Annotated in this window: 16 protein-coding genes, 4 pseudogenes and 1 other annotated feature; of the genes and pseudogenes, 11 read left to right on the top strand and 9 right to left on the bottom strand. The window is 57.2% G+C overall.

The features are described 5' to 3' along the window. Positions 1-121: 121 nt before the first annotated feature. Positions 122-1,255 (bottom strand): SRPBCC family protein, encoded by a 1,134-nt coding sequence (locus GYM54_RS09385; protein WP_197445816.1) that lies wholly within the window; start codon positions 1,253-1,255, stop codon positions 122-124. An 87-nt stretch (positions 1,256-1,342) separates the two neighbouring features. Between GYM54_RS09385 and GYM54_RS09380 the strand changes: the two genes are divergently transcribed. Continuing rightward, positions 1,343-2,251: a LysR family transcriptional regulator gene (locus GYM54_RS09380; RefSeq protein ID WP_197445815.1), complete on the top strand. Its 909-nt coding sequence runs from the start codon at positions 1,343-1,345 to the stop codon at positions 2,249-2,251. Positions 2,252-2,958: 707 nt separating this feature from the next. Here GYM54_RS09380 and GYM54_RS09375 read toward each other — a convergent pair. Together GYM54_RS09375 and GYM54_RS09370 are read right to left on the bottom strand one after the other, a co-directional pair. Then, a complete protein-coding gene (locus GYM54_RS09375) occupies positions 2,959-3,165 on the bottom strand; it encodes a hypothetical protein (RefSeq protein WP_197445814.1) in 207 nt (68 codons plus the stop codon). Between the two features lie 68 nt (positions 3,166-3,233). Further along, positions 3,234-4,130, bottom strand: coding sequence for a LysR family transcriptional regulator (locus GYM54_RS09370; protein ID WP_079329350.1), 897 nt, complete (start codon positions 4,128-4,130; stop codon positions 3,234-3,236). 140 nt (positions 4,131-4,270) lie between these two features. Between GYM54_RS09370 and GYM54_RS09365 the strand changes: the two genes are divergently transcribed. The 5 genes and pseudogenes from GYM54_RS09365 to GYM54_RS09345 all read left to right on the top strand — a co-directional run bounded on the left by GYM54_RS09365 (position 4,271) and on the right by GYM54_RS09345 (position 7,100). After that, complete coding sequence (locus tag GYM54_RS09365) at positions 4,271-5,260, top strand: zinc-dependent alcohol dehydrogenase family protein (protein ID WP_041756905.1); 990 nt, start codon at positions 4,271-4,273, stop codon at positions 5,258-5,260. A 149-nt stretch (positions 5,261-5,409) separates the two neighbouring features. Next, positions 5,410-5,721 (top strand): annotated as a pseudogene (locus GYM54_RS09360) (transposase); the annotation flags it as partial. Further along, a complete protein-coding gene (locus tag GYM54_RS09355) occupies positions 5,705-6,172 on the top strand; it encodes an inositol monophosphatase family protein (RefSeq protein ID WP_157372375.1) in 468 nt (155 codons plus the stop codon). The pseudogene GYM54_RS09360 and the gene GYM54_RS09355, both read left to right, overlap by 17 nt. A 101-nt stretch (positions 6,173-6,273) precedes the next feature. Next, the gene (locus GYM54_RS09350) at positions 6,274-6,600 is read left to right on the top strand and encodes a type II toxin-antitoxin system PrlF family antitoxin (protein WP_015275815.1); all 327 of its coding nucleotides are present in this window, start codon (positions 6,274-6,276) and stop codon (positions 6,598-6,600) included. Continuing rightward, positions 6,597-7,100: a type II toxin-antitoxin system YhaV family toxin gene (locus tag GYM54_RS09345; protein WP_015275816.1), complete on the top strand. Its 504-nt coding sequence runs from the start codon at positions 6,597-6,599 to the stop codon at positions 7,098-7,100. Before GYM54_RS09350 ends, GYM54_RS09345 begins: the two co-directional genes overlap by 4 nt. 644 nt (positions 7,101-7,744) lie before the next feature. On the opposite strand, the gene GYM54_RS09340 is transcribed toward GYM54_RS09345, so the two are convergent. Next, on the bottom strand, positions 7,745-8,047 hold the full coding sequence (locus GYM54_RS09340; protein ID WP_007182542.1) for a putative quinol monooxygenase: 303 nt from the start codon (positions 8,045-8,047) through the stop codon (positions 7,745-7,747). 66 nt (positions 8,048-8,113) lie between these two features. Between GYM54_RS09340 and GYM54_RS22025 the strand changes: the two are divergent. The 3 genes and pseudogenes from GYM54_RS22025 to GYM54_RS09330 all read left to right on the top strand — a co-directional run. Further along, positions 8,114-8,695, top strand: a pseudogene (locus GYM54_RS22025) (DJ-1/PfpI family protein); the annotation flags it as partial. 123 nt (positions 8,696-8,818) lie between these two features. Further along, on the top strand, positions 8,819-9,127 hold the full coding sequence (locus tag GYM54_RS22020; RefSeq protein WP_369806812.1) for a helix-turn-helix domain-containing protein: 309 nt from the start codon (positions 8,819-8,821) through the stop codon (positions 9,125-9,127). Positions 9,128-9,331: 204 nt separating this feature from the next. Beyond that, positions 9,332-9,526 (top strand): annotated as a pseudogene (locus GYM54_RS09330) (transposase); the annotation flags it as partial. A gap of 103 nt (positions 9,527-9,629) precedes the next feature. Here GYM54_RS09330 and GYM54_RS09325 read toward each other — a convergent pair. The 5 genes and pseudogenes from GYM54_RS09325 to GYM54_RS09305 form a co-directional block, all read right to left on the bottom strand. Beyond that, positions 9,630-10,965: pseudogene (locus GYM54_RS09325) on the bottom strand (DUF3422 family protein). A 185-nt stretch (positions 10,966-11,150) separates the two neighbouring features. Further along, positions 11,151-11,549 carry a VOC family protein gene (locus GYM54_RS09320; protein ID WP_003291554.1) on the bottom strand — a complete coding sequence of 133 codons (399 nt, stop codon included), beginning with the start codon at positions 11,547-11,549 and terminating at the stop codon, positions 11,151-11,153. A gap of 43 nt (positions 11,550-11,592) precedes the next feature. Further along, the gene (locus GYM54_RS09315; protein WP_003291553.1) at positions 11,593-12,702 is read right to left on the bottom strand and encodes an S-(hydroxymethyl)glutathione dehydrogenase/class III alcohol dehydrogenase; all 1,110 of its coding nucleotides are present in this window, start codon (positions 12,700-12,702) and stop codon (positions 11,593-11,595) included. A 59-nt stretch (positions 12,703-12,761) separates the two neighbouring features. After that, positions 12,762-12,986, bottom strand: a complete 225-nt coding sequence (locus tag GYM54_RS09310) for a metal-sensing transcriptional repressor (RefSeq protein ID WP_013970887.1) — start codon at positions 12,984-12,986, stop codon at positions 12,762-12,764. Positions 12,987-13,046: 60 nt separating this feature from the next. Then, positions 13,047-13,790, bottom strand: a complete 744-nt coding sequence (locus tag GYM54_RS09305) for an SDR family oxidoreductase (RefSeq protein WP_031633346.1) — start codon at positions 13,788-13,790, stop codon at positions 13,047-13,049. A gap of 144 nt (positions 13,791-13,934) precedes the next feature. Here GYM54_RS09305 and GYM54_RS09300 point away from each other — a divergent pair, with 144 nt between their 5' ends. Further along, positions 13,935-14,849: a LysR family transcriptional regulator gene (locus tag GYM54_RS09300; protein ID WP_021702752.1), complete on the top strand. Its 915-nt coding sequence runs from the start codon at positions 13,935-13,937 to the stop codon at positions 14,847-14,849. 355 nt (positions 14,850-15,204) lie between these two features. Continuing rightward, positions 15,205-16,427, top strand: a protein-coding gene (locus GYM54_RS09295) for an IS3-like element ISPst4 family transposase (RefSeq protein WP_219232623.1) whose coding sequence is annotated in 2 segments (ribosomal slippage) — positions 15,205-15,490 and positions 15,490-16,427 — 1,224 coding nt in all. Because the reading frame shifts where the segments join, the coding sequence is not laid out codon by codon here. Next, positions 15,483-15,599: a sequence feature (AL1L pseudoknot), on the top strand. (Overlaps the previous gene by 117 nt.) Positions 16,428-16,472 lie beyond the last annotated feature (45 nt).

Raw genomic sequence — 16,472 nt, 5'->3', positions numbered from 1 at the left:
TTCATTCGTAGGCATTAGGGTCTGGCTGCGGCATTGCGGGTGGAGGCCGATGTGGCAATCCACCCAGCAAGCGCGGGGCCCTGGCAGCCAAGGGCGGCCTGGCGCGAACCAGAGCAGCATGCTAGCGGGTCGGAGGCGGCGAAGACGCAGGAATCACTTTCTCGGCCACGGAGCTGAGGTTACCCAGTAGGTCCGCCGAATCCTTCTCGATCCGCTTGTGCAGGAGGAAGTGGTTGGCCAGGCGCCCGATCAGGTGGGAGAAGCGATATTCCAGTGTGCGCGTGAACCGGGTCATCGTCCCCATCGGTTCGCACTCATAAGTCACGAACATCACCAGGCCGTATTTACCGCGCGCGCGCGCCTGCCAACGATGCCCCGGCACGTATTCGATGACATTCCAGAGCAGGTACCCCGCGCGGCCGCCCGTGTACTCAAACTCGGCGCCGGCAGGCAGTGGGCCGGCAGAGCCTTTTATCTCCACCGGATAGTGATGCCATTCGTGCCAGCGCGTTGGAGTGCTGAGATAGCCCAGCACCTGCTTCGGCGACCGGCAGATGTCGATGTGGTGCTGCACCGAGATCATCTTCTTGCGATCTTCGATATGGCCGTCGTTTTCCCAGTACATCGTCCCGTAAATCCAGTCCCAGAGCGGGAACACCACGTTGAAGTTGAACCTGTGCATCAAGCCACGGGCGTGGTGCAGCTCGTGCAGCCGACGCATCTGGCGCACCCATGGCAGCTTCGAGATGGGATGCTGTTCCGGCAGATGTTCGCAGGCATGGAGAATTTCGTAGGCGAGGTAACCGAGCAATAGCGTTCCGCTGAACAGGGCCGCAATGTTGGTATTCCAATGGCTCAGCGCCCAATAGCTCGCCAAATTCACCGCCGCGAAGATGATGATCAGCCACGCCGGGAAAAAAATGACCCGCCAATCCTGGGCGCGCTCGTAGCTCATCTGCCCATAAGCGAAGAAGCTGTGATGGTCGCCGGTATGACGCTGGTAGAACATCTTGCTAAAGCGGCGTTTGAAGTGGCCCAGGTGCTGGTGAATCATGTACTCCCCCCAGTTCTGGAGGATCAGCGCTAGCGGCACCGCCAGCCACTCCCACGGTTGTACGTTCTCGGCACGGCTCCAGAGAAAACCAATGCAAAACGCGCCGAACAGAAGAACAAAACCGCCATGCAGCCAGGCGCTGTAGCGGGGCTTGATATTCGCGCGATACCGCGCGCGAAAGCTGGTCGTATCGAACTGCATGTCTTTGCCCATCCAGTCTGGAAATTGACCGGACGATAGGGCGTGGAGTAATATTTTCCTAATGGATATTAAGAAAGTCCTTTATTCATGATTACGAATTTGCGACAGATCGATTTGAATCTGTTGTTGATCTTCGATGCGCTGATGCAGGAACAAAACTTGTCGCGAGCCGCTGTGCGCTTGCACTTGAGCCAGTCGACGGTCAGCAACGCCTTGGCCCGCTTACGCGAGCAGTTGGGCGAGCCCTTGTTCCAACGTACCTCACGGGGGATGGTGCCTACCCCGCATGCGCATACCCTCTATGGGCCGGTGCGCCAAGCATTGCATCTGCTGCGCATCGGACTGGGTCCACAGGAAGCGATCGATGCCGAGAGCGACCTGCTGTTTCGGGTATCTATGAACGATTACGCGCAGGCCGTGTTTCTACCGAACGTTCTGGCGAAATTGCAGGCAACGGCGCCACGACTGGTGCTCTCCGTGCAGTCAGATAATGCAGACACCCTTGTAAAGCACCTGGGGACCGGCGAACTGGATCTGGCCATCGACTATCTGCACTTCGACGATGACGATCTGCATTACCAGCCGCTGCGTGAAGAAGAACTTGCGGTCATTGCCTGTGCGAATCACCCCGAGCTCAAAGGGCGGCTGACAATGGAGCAGTACCAGAATTGCCATCACGTCTCGGTTCATCCACGCGCCGGGCGTGGGTCGCCATTGGAGATCGTTCTGGGCTCTGCAAAAGTGCAGCGGAAGGTGCAGCTGCTCGTACCGCACTATTTGGCGATTCCCTCGATTGTTTCTCGCTCCCACTTGCTCGGAACCGTGCCCAGACCACTCGCTGAGCATTTCGCCCAACAGTACTCCCTCCAAATTCTCTCTCTTCCTATAGCCATGGCGTCGGTCCAGGTGAACTTGATCTGGCACAAGCAGCAAAACGCAGCCGTCGGGCTGAAGTGGTTGCGCGAGCAGATTGTCTCCGTAGTGAAGGCCCGATAAGAACGTATGCATGGCGGCGGCTGGCAACGGGGTCAGGCTGCCAACATCTCGGGCGTATTCTGAATATTCTTTACGCCTTCCCAGCTCGCTCAGCCCCCTGCCGATTGGAATCTATCCATCGAGCGTACACCGTCATCAGCATGTGCTTTGACTAGCGGGCGCAGCGAGGCGGGAACACCATGCGGTAGTAAAAGGTTCTGTGACGGTTCTGGGTGAGGTAGGTAGGGGCGAGTTTCATCCTAGGCATCTGTTGATGCCCCACTTGGATGTGACTACTTGATGTAACACCCGCCGAAACGGCAGGTCCAGACAGCACAAAGCCCCGGAGTACGGGGCTTTGTGCTTGAAGTGGTGGAGCCGGGGGGATTTGAATCCCAAACTTCAATATCCCGGCCAAATCAAGGCTTCAGCGCATTATGCAAGAAACCTTGATTTGTTGGATTGCTCACAGTGAGCGCGAGTATATGAACCTTTCGAGCCTTGTCAAGCATCGCAGTCACCTATCTGTGAGAGTGGCTTTGCGTGCGTTGGCGAGTAGAGCTGCCCGCAGTCGGTTGGGTTTAGGCTGCGTTGAAGCCAAACGCTCCTGAGTTTGAAGTTACCAATGATCTAGGGAGGCGTCTTGGGTTTCTAAGGTGTTCCCGTTGGCACCCGATCATAATCACCTCAACTCAATTTACGGTCTTATTTTGACTGCGGTTTGAGGTTCATGGAGCAGGATTGCCTGGTGTGATTCCAGGTTTCAATCGCGAGGTGCGAAAATGGATGGGGCGATTCACCCGCTCCTGGATCAGGCGGTCCAGCACCTTATGGACCTGCGGCCCCAGGCCAACGAACACGGCATCCTTCAGTTCTTCGACTTCCGCCGCGAAGTGCTCCAGCAGGTACTTCCTCAGCAAGGGGTGCTTGGTCATATCCGGTGAGCCACGGTAATCGTCGTCCTTTACGAATACCGGATAGCGCAGACATTGATTTTCGTGCGTTAGAGAGGGCCTCGCTGCCCAAAAGCCTCACGCGCAAACTCCAAGAAGCTGCGCAGCTTTGGAGTCATTCTTCGGTCAGGGGTATAGAGGATGTGCATTGCGGTATTCGGCACGGGGTACTGCGGCAACAGACGCACCAGTGTCCCATCGCGCAGTGCATCGCTAACCAACTCTATCGGCTGTAGAACCACACCTAGACCAGCTACAGCCGCTGCCAGCAGTGGATCACCTTGATTGATCGTTAATTTGCTTGTAATAGGAACATCTATACGCCCCTCCGGGCTGTCGAAGCTCCAGTGTGAGCGGCCATCAGAATAGGTAAACCCCAGACACTCCTGCTGCTGTAGATCCCACGGATTGATGATGGGAGGGCGACGTGCAAGATAGGACGGCGCAGCGCATAAAACCATCTGATAGGGCTCCAGTGGCACTGCCTTCAACCCACTGCTCACCAGCTCGCCGATGCGAAATACCACGTCGTAACCATCATCAACGATATCGACCAGTTCGTTCGATAACGTTAGGTCAACAGACACCTGAGGATACCGAACCATGTATTCCAGCAGGCGTGGCGAAAGCGTGCGAATTCCGAACGTGACCGGCGCGTTGATGCGAAGGCGGCCACTTGGTGTGCCCCGAGTGAGGGCGGCCAGGTTCTCGGCAGACTGCATGTCTGCAAGGATCAGTTTTGCTCGCGGGTAGAACGCCCTGCCGAAGTCGGTGAGGCTTTGCCTGCGCGTAGTCCGGTGCAGCAGGGAAACACCCAGATGTTGTTCGAGCATTTTCACCTGTTTCCCTACCAATTGAGGGGAGAGATTCAGGTCGTCCGCAGCGGCGCTGAATGAACCCAGCTCAACTGTTTTGACGAACGTGGCCATCTGGGTCAGGCGATCCATTATAAACACTCTGTTTCTAGTAATGCGCCATCGTAGGCCTTTATCTAGCGCCAACCAATGACTAAATTTTCGTCACCTTTCGAGTGCCCGGATACCTTCCGGATGTACGTCGAGGCCCATTGATAAACGAGATATCTATGATGGCACGCATTGTCAGAATTCATGAATACGGTGACGCCAGCGTTCTGAAGCTGGAAGATCTGGAAGTATCGGCACCAGCAGCAAACGAGGTGCAAATTAGTGTTAAAGCCATTGGCTTGAACCGAGCCGAAGTGATGTTCCGCAATCACGCATACCTACAAGAAGCGGAGTTCCCCAGCCGCTTAGGCTACGAGGCCGCAGGCATCGTAACGGCAGTTGGGAGCGACGTAACCGAGATCACGATTGGTGACTCGGTCGCTCTGATCCCACCTCTGGATATTGCTCGCTGGGGCACCTACGGCGAGTTGGCCAATGTACCGGCCCACCTGGTGGTAAAGAGCCCTGAGAACTTGTCCTTTGAAGAGGCAGCGGCGTCTTGGATGCAGTACGTCACCGCCTGGGGGGCATTGATTGAACAGGCGAAGCTACGGCAGGGCGATTTTGTCATCGTTACCGCCGCGTCAAGCAGTGTTGGCTTGGCCGCCTTCCAAATGGCTCGTATGGTCGGCGCCACATCGATTGCGATCACTCGAACTCACGCGAAGAAGCAAGCCCTACTTGATGCAGGCGCTGCGCATGTCATCGTCAGCGATGAAGAGGATATCGTCGAGCGTGTTATGACGATAACTGCCGGTCAAGGCGCTCGCGTTGTATTCGATCCTGTAGGCGGGCCGTCCTTTGAACCTCTCACGCAGAGCATGGCGCGGGGCGGAATTTTGCTGGAGTACGGCGCACTTAGCTCTGAACCGACACCATTCCCACTGTTTACCGTGCTGGGCAAAAGCCTGACTTTGAAGGGCTATATCTACGCAGAGATTGTGGCCGACCTTGAAGCCCTAGAGAGAGCAAAGGCTTTTATTCTGCAAGGGTTGAAGTCCGGTACGTTGCGCCCGATCATCGCAAAGACATTCGCACTTAGCGACATCCAGGATGCCCATCGTTTCCTTGAAGCCAATCAGCAGATCGGCAAGATCGTGGTAACTGTCTGACCAGCAATTATGGGGCTGAGAGCGTAATCCTTCGGCCCCGATTCAAGCCAGCCCTGATGACCGCTATTGGCCGATTCTGTTGAAAAAGTAGCTGCTCCCCCCATGCTGTTGGCAGAATTGCTCTGTCAGCTAGCGCGTGGGCGAACAGCATGATGGGACAGTTACCAGGAGGACAGCAGTGCCTGTTCTACTCGTTCAATCTGGAAGACCACGTTCCGCCCCAACACCTCTTACGCAGCATCGACCAGTGCCTGGATCTCAGCGATCTGCGTGACTACCTGGCGGATTTCTATAGCCCCATCGGGCGCACCTCGATTGACCCGGAATTGATGGTGCGGATGCTGGTCGTCGGCTACTGCTATGGCATCCTTTCCAAACGGCGATCGTGAGAAGAGGTGCACTTAAACCTGGCCTATCGCTGGTTCTGCCGACTGGGCTTTGAGGATGAAGTACCCAATCACTGGTGATTCCGACTGCGTCGCATGGGCAAAAGGGGCACCGTGTGTGCTTCGCAATGGGAGCCCCATTAAAGCGACACTCGCCCAAAAAGAATGGAATCAAGACAGCAGAGTTATGGTCAGCACTGCGGCAACGAACAAGCCCGAAATCAATTCTGAATTGTGCTCACCAGGTTGCTTTGTGGCGATGCCCAGCATCGCCTATCGGTTGGCACGAGTCGCAGCAGGTGATGGGGATGCAGGCGTATCGCTTGTGCCGGTTTCAGCACACGATGTGGCTGCAGGTCATGCGCTGCTAATTGGCGCAGGGGGTGTGCTGATTGACCAGGATGGGAACAGCATCACTTATGTCACTGAAGCCGACATGCAGACAGTATCTCGGAGATGTTTTGGCGGCACCTCAGAAGCATGTAAGACGCTGGTTACCCGCAACTGGAGCACGGTATTCAGCTAGCCCATTGCTCGACTATCGCCCCAGCTCAGACAATGCAACCGCATTGACAAGGTAATGCATCCGCATTACCTTGAAACAACTCACACGAGCCGGAGCAAGTCATGGCCAGAGCACTTGAAGTCGAATCCACCCTTACCGACCGCTATCAGACGACGGTACCAGAAACGGTTCGCCGCGCACTTCAGCTAAACAAGCGCGACAAAATCCATTACTCGATTCGCCCCAGCGGTGAGGTCGTGCTGAGCCGTGCTGAGCCCACTGAGGATGACCCGGCAATCGGCCAGTTTCTCAGCTTTCTTGCACATGACATCGCAGCGAACCCTCAGCACCTGCGAGCCATAGATTCAGATCTCGTGGCACGCATTCATTCGCTGGTCGATAGCAACGATATAGATCTGGATGCCCCGCTGTCGGCAGACGATGAATGAGCCAAGACCAAGGTAAGCCACTGGTTGCTCATGGCTGGACAGTATTTGCGCACCCCTTGTTTCTGGATCAGCTCGAAACCCTCATTCAGCAAGTTGAGCTCTCAAAACAAAAAGACCCCGTGGGTTATCGCAAGAATAATGCAGCCAAGCGGCTGGCAGCCATCACCAAGCTGGCTTTTGACGTTATCCCACAAGACCCGAGCAAGCCCGAATACCGCCAAGGTGGCACATTTGGCGAGGAACATAAGCACTGGTTCCGTGCCAAGTTTTTTCAGCAGTATCGGCTGTTCTTCCGGTACCACGGCCCAAGCAAGGTAATCATCTTGGCGTGGGTTAATGACGAAGACACCAAGCGTGCCTATGAGAGCAGCGATGACGCCTACAAGGTGTTTCGAAAAATGCTCGCAAGCGGACATCCACCTGACTCGTGGGATAAGCTGCTGAATGAAGCCACGCAGGAAAACGCACGATTAAATTCGGCCGCCACCTCGGTCAACTGAGCCCCCAACAAGCTGCCGGTTCAAATCCCTATCGAGGATTTGAACCCAGAACATCCTTCCCGCACCGCGCGGCGCCTTTAAACTGGAAATCGTTTTGGTTGCGCTCTTGACGGAAGGCTCAAGGTTCCTATATTGCTTAAGAGTGAAATCCTACAAATCAGTTTTCAGAGACCAAGTGACTGAAACGCTGATTTGAGCTGGGTATTTTTGTCTTTGGATTCAAATCCCCCGGCTCCGAGCCCCCGCAGGAGTTCGAATCGTTACGTACGAACCCCCAGAAACCCTCACTAGCCCGCACGGCCCGATGCTAGGTCGTTGATTTTCAACAAACCGCTCTATCGGTCCGCGCTTGCGGACTGCGGACTTTCGATTGGCCGGAAATCTGGCTCGCCCAGACGGCTCTCGGTACCGACACGTTGCAAACAGTCGGTACTTCTCGATAACTACCCGACGAATCGGAACATCACAGCCAGCCCTGATGTTGCCCCTGCTTGCTGACGCAGCTTGGAAGTTCTGGCTGCAATATTGCCCCCCATCGCTGTGGAAAGTAGCTCCCTGGGCAAGTGCAATCGAGGGGGGGATCGCTGCGTAGAGCTTGTGACCCCCATCCTGCAGCGTGACCTGATTGGGTCAAGGCCGGGTTGTCATGCAGGCAGTTTGGCTGCAAGCAGTTCGACCTTCTCGATATTGGGCGGAGAACTGAGCAAGGTCGCGGCGTTGGCCATCAAGGCCGCGGCGATCTGGCCGTTCAGATGTGCTTGGCGACCTGCCTCATCGGCAAAGGCATCGAACACACCGAACGTCGAAGGGCCAAACTTCAATGCGAACCAGGCAGTGGTGCCGGACTCTGCGTTGGCGAGTGGCAGTGCGCTGGCCAGGAAGTCGGCAAGCGCAGCCTCCTGGCCGGGTTTGGCTTCGAGGCGAACAAACAGGGCGAGCTTGGTCATGCTGTAATCCTTGGGGTAAATGGAAAAGTGGGTGAAGGGATCGACGAGACAGCAGCCTAAGTCTTCATGATAGACATCTCTATAGGCAATAATGACAACATTGATATCATTGTTGCCATGAAAATCCACATCCTTGTTTGTGATGGCGTGTTTGATCTGGGGCTTGCGGCCCTGACTGACACCCTTGGCTTGGCCAACGCAATGGCGGGCTCGCTGCCACAGGCTCCCGCGCCCATCGAGATCACGCTGGTGGCCGTGCGGCGTCGCATCCGGACTGCGCAAGGCTTGACGGTCCCCGTGGTCACTGCGCGTGGTGTGCCAGAACCAGACGTCGTGCTCGTGCCCGCGTTTGGTGACAAGATGCCTGACACGCTCTCGGCTCGGCTCACACGCCCCGACGTGCCCGATGCGGTCGCCGCGCTACAGCAGTGGTCCACCGCTGGCGCGCACCTTGGTGCCGCCTGCTCCGGTAGTTTCTTGCTTGCAGAGAGTGGCCTGCTTGATGGGCATCGTGCGACGACGTCATGGTGGCTGGGGCCGATGTTTCGGCAGCGCTATCCGAACGTCACGCTGGACGAGTCACGCATGATCGTGAACTCGACACGCTTCACTACCGCGGGTGCCGCTTTGGCCCACGTCGACCTGGCCTTGCGCATCATCCGGGGGCGCAGTCCGGCGCTGGCGGCCCTAGTAGCACGCTATCTGCTGGTCGAGGCACGCAGTTCGCAAGCCGAGTTCGTGATTCCCGACCACCTTGCGCATGCCGACCCGATGGTGGAGCGCTTCGAGTGCTGGGCCAGAAGTCAGCTCGCGAAGGGGTTCTCGCTGGCCGAGGCGGCCAGCGCCGCGGGCACAAGCGAGCGCACCTTGGCGCGGCGGCTGCAAAGCGTTTTGGGCAAGACACCGTTGTCGTATTTCCAGGACCTGCGCGTGGAGCATGCCGTCCATCTCTTGCGCACCGGAAACGCGAGCGTCGACCAAGTCGCCGCACAGGTCGGGTACTCGGATGGGGTGACCCTGCGGGCCCTGTTGCGCCGCAAGCTGGGCCGGGGTGTCAGGGAGTTGCGACGCGGTGGATGACCAGAGGCGTTTGGTGTATGTACAGCTGGAGACCGCCGGGAAACTGACGCAGGCCAAACGGCGCATTTGGACCTGATAAAACTACTGCGCCACGTTATTTGAACTGGTTTGCTAGGGTCTGTTGCCATTTCGCGCTAACCCATTGATCTATAAGAGCAAGCCCGTATCGTTGAAGCTCTGACCCAACATCGATACGAGCTTGCAATGCCCCGATTACTGCTCAGCGATGAGCATTGGTCGAAGCTGCGGGAAATTCTGCTGCACAAGGCCATCTACAACAAGCGTGATCTACGAATGACCGTGGAGGGCATGCTGTACCGCATGCGCACGGGATGTCCCTGGAGAGACCTGCCCAAGGCGTTTGGCTACTGGAATAAGGTCTACAAACGCTTCAATGCAGGCCGCAGCGGTACAAGAGGATTCACCGAAAGAATTGCTTGGCATGTTGTTCTCCTCTGTTCAAACGGACGGCGCAGCTATCGCGCGCCAGGACGGCAGCTCGTCAGGAAGATTTCTCTTCCGCCGCCGTGTCGCTGTGGGCGTGTCTTATCCTGCGGACGATCCACCAGATCGTCAGCATCACCGCAGGTACCAGAACCGCCATCACCGGCGCCACGCTGTCGTGAACGATCGGAATGCCCTTGAGCAGGTAGCCGAGAAGACTCACGACGTAATAAGAAATTGCCGCGACCGACAGGCCTTCGACGGTTTGCTGAAGGCGCAATTGCAACTTGGCCCGGTTGTTCATCGAAGCCAGCAGATCGCGGTTCTGGCGTTCAAGTTCGACGTCGATCCACGAACGCAGCAAGGCGATGGCTCGGGTCAGTTTGTCGGAGAGCTTGGCCTGGCGCTCCTTTACGGATTGGCACTCCCGCATGGCTGGAGCGATGCGACGCTGCAGGAAATCCGCCCAGGTGCTGTATCCGGATACGGCCACTTCTGAAAGCGCAGCCAGCCTTTCCTCGACGATCTCGTAGTAGGCACGGCTGGCGCCGAAGCGATAGAGATTTGCCGCGACGCCAGCTTCCAGTTCGGCGGCCAGACCTGTCAATTCGGAAAGCAGCACGTCGCTATCGCGGCGTTCTACCAAATTCGTACACATCTCGTCAGTGATCGCAGCAAGGCGCGATTCCATGCGTCGCAGCTCCGACGTCATCGATCGCGTCAACGGCAGAGACAGCAACGCCAAGGTACGGTACGTCTCGATCTCCAATAGAAGTTGAGCCAGCGCACCTGCCCGCGCCGGGGTCAAATCACGAGCAAGGATGAGGATCTGCGTCAGGCCATCCTCATCCTGTCGGAAGTCGGTCAAGATGGCGGCAGAGCCGTTCTCTACCAACGAGTAGCACAGGCTGGCAGGATCGAAGCGATCAGCCTCCTTCTCCGTTTCTGGTATCCACGGAAGAAGTCTCAAGCGGATGCCGGATATGACCGGGCCCGGAGGAACAAATCCATGTTTGAAGGGATTTTCTCCGCAAGGCTCTCCCGTCTTGGAATCCAGCGAAGCGCACCAGAGATACGTAGAGAACTCGGTGTGCTTTTCACAGTGAAGGTCTCCCTCATCCCATGTCATGCCGTGTAGCGGCGTAGCGTGGTCGGGCTCGGCAACGCCGAAGCGATGAGACAACTCGCTCATCGCCATCTGATCCCTGGTCTGGTCACCTTCGGTCATGAAAAGCGAGCTGCAATATACCGCGGGGGGCCTCAAGCAACAGATGCGGGCGCGCATGCACTTCACCCACGGCTGCAGCACGATCGGCATAAGCCGGCATGCCGTACACGGTGGCGGTTGGGGTGGGTTGTACGGTCGTCGTATTGATATTGGCCGGCTCTTTCATAACGACCTCATTGCTCATTGGTTGAAAAGCACGCTTCAAAACAAATGCCCGCAGCCATGCGTTTCACACATGGCTGCGGGCCGATCTTCATGAGCATGCACCGCGTTACGCAGTCCGTCTAACAGGCTCGCCGTATAATAGAGGCTTGTGCTGACCCTGTCAGAACGCTCTCAGCTTCCTTGCTTTCAGACGAAGGTGTACGAGCAGACCTTGTTGCCCGCCGGATCACGCAGGTAGGCAGCATAGGCACCCGGCAGGTGACCACGTGCGCCAGGTTGGCCCTCGTCAGTGCCGCCTGCGGCAAGGCCGGCGGCGTGGAAGGCATCCACTTCAGCGGGAGTGGCGGCCGCAAAGCCGATCGTCACGCCGTTGCTGGAAGGCGCTTCACCATTGCCCGGGCGGGCGATGATGAAAGCCGGCTTTTCGCGACCGAAAAGTACCCATCCGTTGTTGAAAGGACCGAGGTTCTTGATGCCAAGAGCACCCAGAGCGGCGGCGTAGAACGCAACCGACTTCTGAAGGTCGGCAGCGCCGATAAAGATGTGCGAAAAGATGCCATCGCCAGAAATGACAGGAGTGGACATGATTAATTTCCTTGGTGGTTGGCGTTGAATGGGTAGTGGGCGATCAGTAGTGGATCACCGTGCGAATCGACTTGCCTTCATGCATCAGGTCGAAGGCCTTGTTGATGTCGTCGAGGCCCATGGTGTGGGTGACGAACGGGGCGAGATCGATCTCGCCTTTCATTGCGTCCTCCACCATGCCGGGAAGTTGAGTGCGGCCCTTGACCCCGCCGAAAGCCGAGCCCTTCCAGGTGCGACCGGTGATCAACTGGAACGGGCGCGTCGAAATTTCCTTGCCTGCACCAGCCACGCCGATGACGATCGACTGGCCCCAGCCACGATGTGCTGCTTCCAGTGCCGAGCGCATCACGTTGACGTTGCCGATGCACTCGAAGGTGTGATCGACACCCCAACCGGTCATCTCGATGAGAACCTCGTGAATCGGCTTGTCGAAGTCCTTCGGGTTGAGGCATTCGGTCGCGCCGAAGGTACGAGCCAGCTCGAACTTCGCTGGATTGGTGTCGATGGCGATGATGCGACCCGCCTTGGCCTGGCGTGCCCCCTGAATCGCAGCGAGCCCGATGCCGCCGAGGCCGAAGATGGCCACAGAGTCACCCGGCTGAACCTTGGCCGTGTTGTGAACAGCGCCGATGCCGGTGGTCACACCGCAACCCAGCAGGCAGACATGCTCGGGATTGGCGTCCGGGTTGATCTTGGCCAGCGAGACTTCGGCCACCACCGTGTATTCGCTGAAGGTCGAGCAGCCCATGTAGTGGTAGATCGGCTGGCCGTTGTAGCTGAAGCGGGTGGTGCCATCGGGCATCACGCCCTTGCCCTGGGTGGCGCGCACCGCCACGCACAGGTTGGTCTTGCCGCTCTTGCAGAACAGGCACTCACCGCACTCGGCGGTGTACAGCGGGATCACGTGGTCACCCGGCTTGACCGAGGTCACGCCCTCGCCGACCTCGACCACGATGCCGGCGCCCTCATGGCCCAGCACCGCCGGGAACACGCCTTCCGGGTCCTCGCCCGACAGGGTGAAGGCGTCGGTATGGCAAACGCCGGTATTCGTGATCCTGACAAGCACCTCGCCCTTGCGCGGCGGCTCGACGTCGATCTCGACGATTTCCAGTGGCTTTCCAGGCCCGAAGGCAACTGCTGCACGTGATTTCATGATGTCGCTTCCTTTACTAGCTAACTAAATTTTCCCTCACCGAGGGCACCCTGGTGCCTCTACCGCAGGTAGGAGCGGACGATGGAGATGGTCTCGTCAATGGACTTGTTCTGCGAATCGCTCCTGATTTCGCTACTGGGAAACTCTTCCCGTAGATAGCTCTCCATAACCGTTGCCATCAATCCGTTGTCAGCCCCACGAACAGCTGCAAGCTGCTGAAGAATTGCAGGGCATTCAGCACCTGCATCGAGCGCTTGCTTCTTTTCTTCCGGGCCATGTGGCACTCACCGCTTTTCACTCCAGATAAGCGGGGCCTGACGCCGAAGAGACAGGCCCTCAACTCATTAGAATTCCTGCACGGTTGGGCGCAGAACGATCTCGTTAATATCCACGTCAGCAGGCTGCTCAATTGCGAAGGCGATAGCTCGAGCGACCGATTCGGCGGGAATTGCATGCTTGTAGAAGTCCACCACGAAATCGCGGCTCTGTTGGTGGGTGCTGCCGAATTTCAGTTCGGAGTCCACGGCGCCCGGTTCGATAGTCGTGGTGCGGATGCTGCCACCGACTTCGTGACGCAGTCCTTCGGAGATAGCCCGCACAGCAAACTTGGTGCCGCTGTACACGGTGCCACCTGGGCTGAACACCTTCAGGCCTGCAACCGATGCGATGTTGATGAAGTGACCACTGTTTTGTTTCTGGAAGACTGGCAATGCAGCCGCGACTCCGTACAGCAGACCCTTGATGTTGATATCGATCATGCGATCCCACTCGTCAGTGCGAGTATCGCTGAGCGGTGCAATCGCCATCAGTCCGGCATTGTTGATCAGTACATCAATGCGACCGTAGGTGTCCACGGCACCTTGAATGAGCGTTTTGACCTCTTCCTGAGAGGTAACATCGGTCTGATACGCGATTGCCTGACCACCTGCATTGGTCAGCTCAGCCACCAATGCGTCGAGTTTATCTTTGCGACGTGCAGCCAGCACTACGCGAGCGCCAAGCGCAGCAAGGTGGCGTGCAGTAACCTCACCCAGGCCGCTACTGGCACCGGTGATAACGACAACTTTTCCAGAAATGTTATTGCTCATGCTGAGAACCTCATCGGCGGGTTTGTACTTCGCCATGGCTGGTTAACCTGGCAGTGCGCAAACTTTAGACCCATGATTGATCTCAATAAATGGAAATGATTGGATTATACTATTCCTGAAAATGGAATAAACGGGAGGGGCAACATGCTTAACCGCATGGAGATGGTTAGGATTTTTTGCACAGCAGCAGAGGCAGGTAGCTTCCGCGAAGCGGCAACTCGATTAGGCATCTCCCCACAAGGGGTGACTCGAGCCATTCAAGCCCTGGAAACTGAGCTTGGCGAATCACTGTTCCACCGCAATACCCGCCAGGTGAGCATCACTGCTTTCGGTCAGGATTACGCCAAAGATGCCAGGTCAGCTCTGGATCATTTCGATACGCTATTCCGGTCGCACAGGACGGAGCCTGAGCTGTCAGGTAGGGTGGGGATTACGGCTCCACATGCTATTGGCAGGCGCTTCCTGATACCGTTTCTTCAGCCCCTGGCCGCTGCACATCCTGACCTGCAATTCGATCTCCGCTTGGAAGATCAGATGACTGATGCTGTTGAGGCGCATATCGATATTGGTATCAGGGTGGGGGTTATTCGCGACCGGCGCTACGTTGCACGTGCCTTAGCTCCCGTGCCGTTTTACGTTGTCGCGTGCCCGTCTCTCATAGGCCAAAAGACACCACCTAAATCTTTGGATGCCTTAGCTAAGCTGCCACTTTCAGTCCTGATCGACCGGAAAAATGGCCGCCCTTGGCCTTGGCTATTTGCCGACGGGCAAACGTTCACGCCCAGGCAGCCAGCTCTTATCTGTGATGATCCAGATACGGAATTGGAAGCCACCCTGGCAGGCATGTGTTTTGGCCAAATTCCTGCCTATCTGGCTGAGCCTCATCTGCGGTCAGGAAAGCTGGTTGCTGTTTTGGCTGATCTCGCTCCAGCGCCATGGGATCTGTTCATATACCGCCCGCAGCAGGGTCCTGTATCGAAGCGGGTGCGATTGGTGTACGACCACCTTAAGCAGGCTTTCTCAAACCCCAAGCTATTTCCCCAGGGCCTGGGGACATAGCTTGAATACCTGCCAGCAATCGTCCGCTTTTGGCCCAGAGTGTGTAAAAACACTTTCACATCTTGTATGCCCCAGCCCACTGCGCCTGGGCGTAGTGATTTCCCGAGCATTTGCCACGATCAGCGCCGGTGGCGCGTCAGAGCGCTTATAAAGCACTGTGGTACCTCTTGGGACAGTAAAAACCGGGGCTTTTACGCCGTCATCGCCTTCAATAAGCCTTCGGTACCCATGATTTTCATCACCCGCTTCAAATTATAGGCAAGCACATTCAAGCTCATTTCTGCACTCACCCCGTTCAGCTTTCGTGAATCACCCCGGGTTTCGTGGAGGCCTCAGCTCTTGAGAAGATGAGGCCATGAGAAAGACTACTACCTACTCCCCTGAAGTCCGTGAGCGTGCTGTGCGCATGGTTCTGGAACACCTGAACGACTATCCGTCCGAGTGGGCAGCCATTGAGGCCATCGCTCCGAAGATTGGCTGTGCCGCGCAAACCCTGCATGGCTGGATTCGTCGCCAGCAGACCGATGCGGGGCAGCGCCCCGGTCAGACCAGTGAAGAGCGCGAGCGCATCAGAGCCCTAGAGCGCGAAAACCGCGAACTGCGTAAGGCAAACGAGATATTGCGCCTGGCCAGTGCGTATTTTGCCCAGGCGGAGCTCGACCGCCGCACCAAGTCCTGAGGGCGTTTGTCGATCAGCATCGTGACCGTCTCGGGGTCGAGTCGATCTGCCGCGTGTTGCAGATCGCCCCGTCCGGTTACCGCAGGCACGTGGCTCAACAGCGCAACCCGGCACTGCGCTGTTGTCGTGCTCAGCGCGATGACGCATTGACCCTGGAAATCCAGCGAGTGTGGGATGCCAATATGCAGTGCTATGGCGCGGTGAAGGTCTGGAAGCAGCTGCGGCGAGAAGGCATCGAGGTCGCCAGATGCACGGTGGAGCGGTTAATGCGTCGGGCCGGATTGCAGGGCATTAGACGTGGCCAGATCGTGCAGACAACGGTGGCCGGCGACAAGGCCCTTTGCCCGCTGGATCGTGTCCAACGCCAGTTCCATGCCGACCGCCCGAACCAGTTGTGGGTGTCGGACTTCACCTATGTATCGACCTGGCAGGGCTGGCTGTACGTGGCGTTCGTGATCGACGTCTTTGCACGGCGGATCGTCGGCTGGCGAGTCAGTACCAGCATGAAGACAAACTTCGTACTGGATGCCCTAGAGCAAGCCTTGTATGCCCGTCAGCCGCATTGCTCGGGTGGTCTGATCCATCACAGCGACCGTGGAAGCCAGGATGTCTCGATCCGCTATACCGAACGGCTGGCAGAGGCCGGCATTGAGCCTTCGGTTGGCAGCAAGGGAGACAGCTACGACAACGCCTTGGCCGAAACCATCAACGGGTTGTACAAGGCCGAGCTGATTTACCGTCAGTCATGGAAGAGCCGCGAAGCCGTCGAAATGGCGACTTTGAAATGGGTGCACTGGTACAACCACCAACGCCTGCTGAGCTCAATCGGATATATCCCGCCTGCGGAGGCTGAGGCAAACTTCCACCAGCAACAAGCAGGTCAGGCCATGGCGGCCTGACTTAAACGAAACGGCCTCCACAAAACCCGGGGCGATTCAGTTGCG

It is taken from the genome of Pseudomonas sp. MTM4, assembly GCF_019355055.1.
Taxonomy (GTDB): domain Bacteria; phylum Pseudomonadota; class Gammaproteobacteria; order Pseudomonadales; family Pseudomonadaceae; genus Stutzerimonas.
This window is presented reverse-complemented; position numbering and strand designations above follow the sequence as displayed.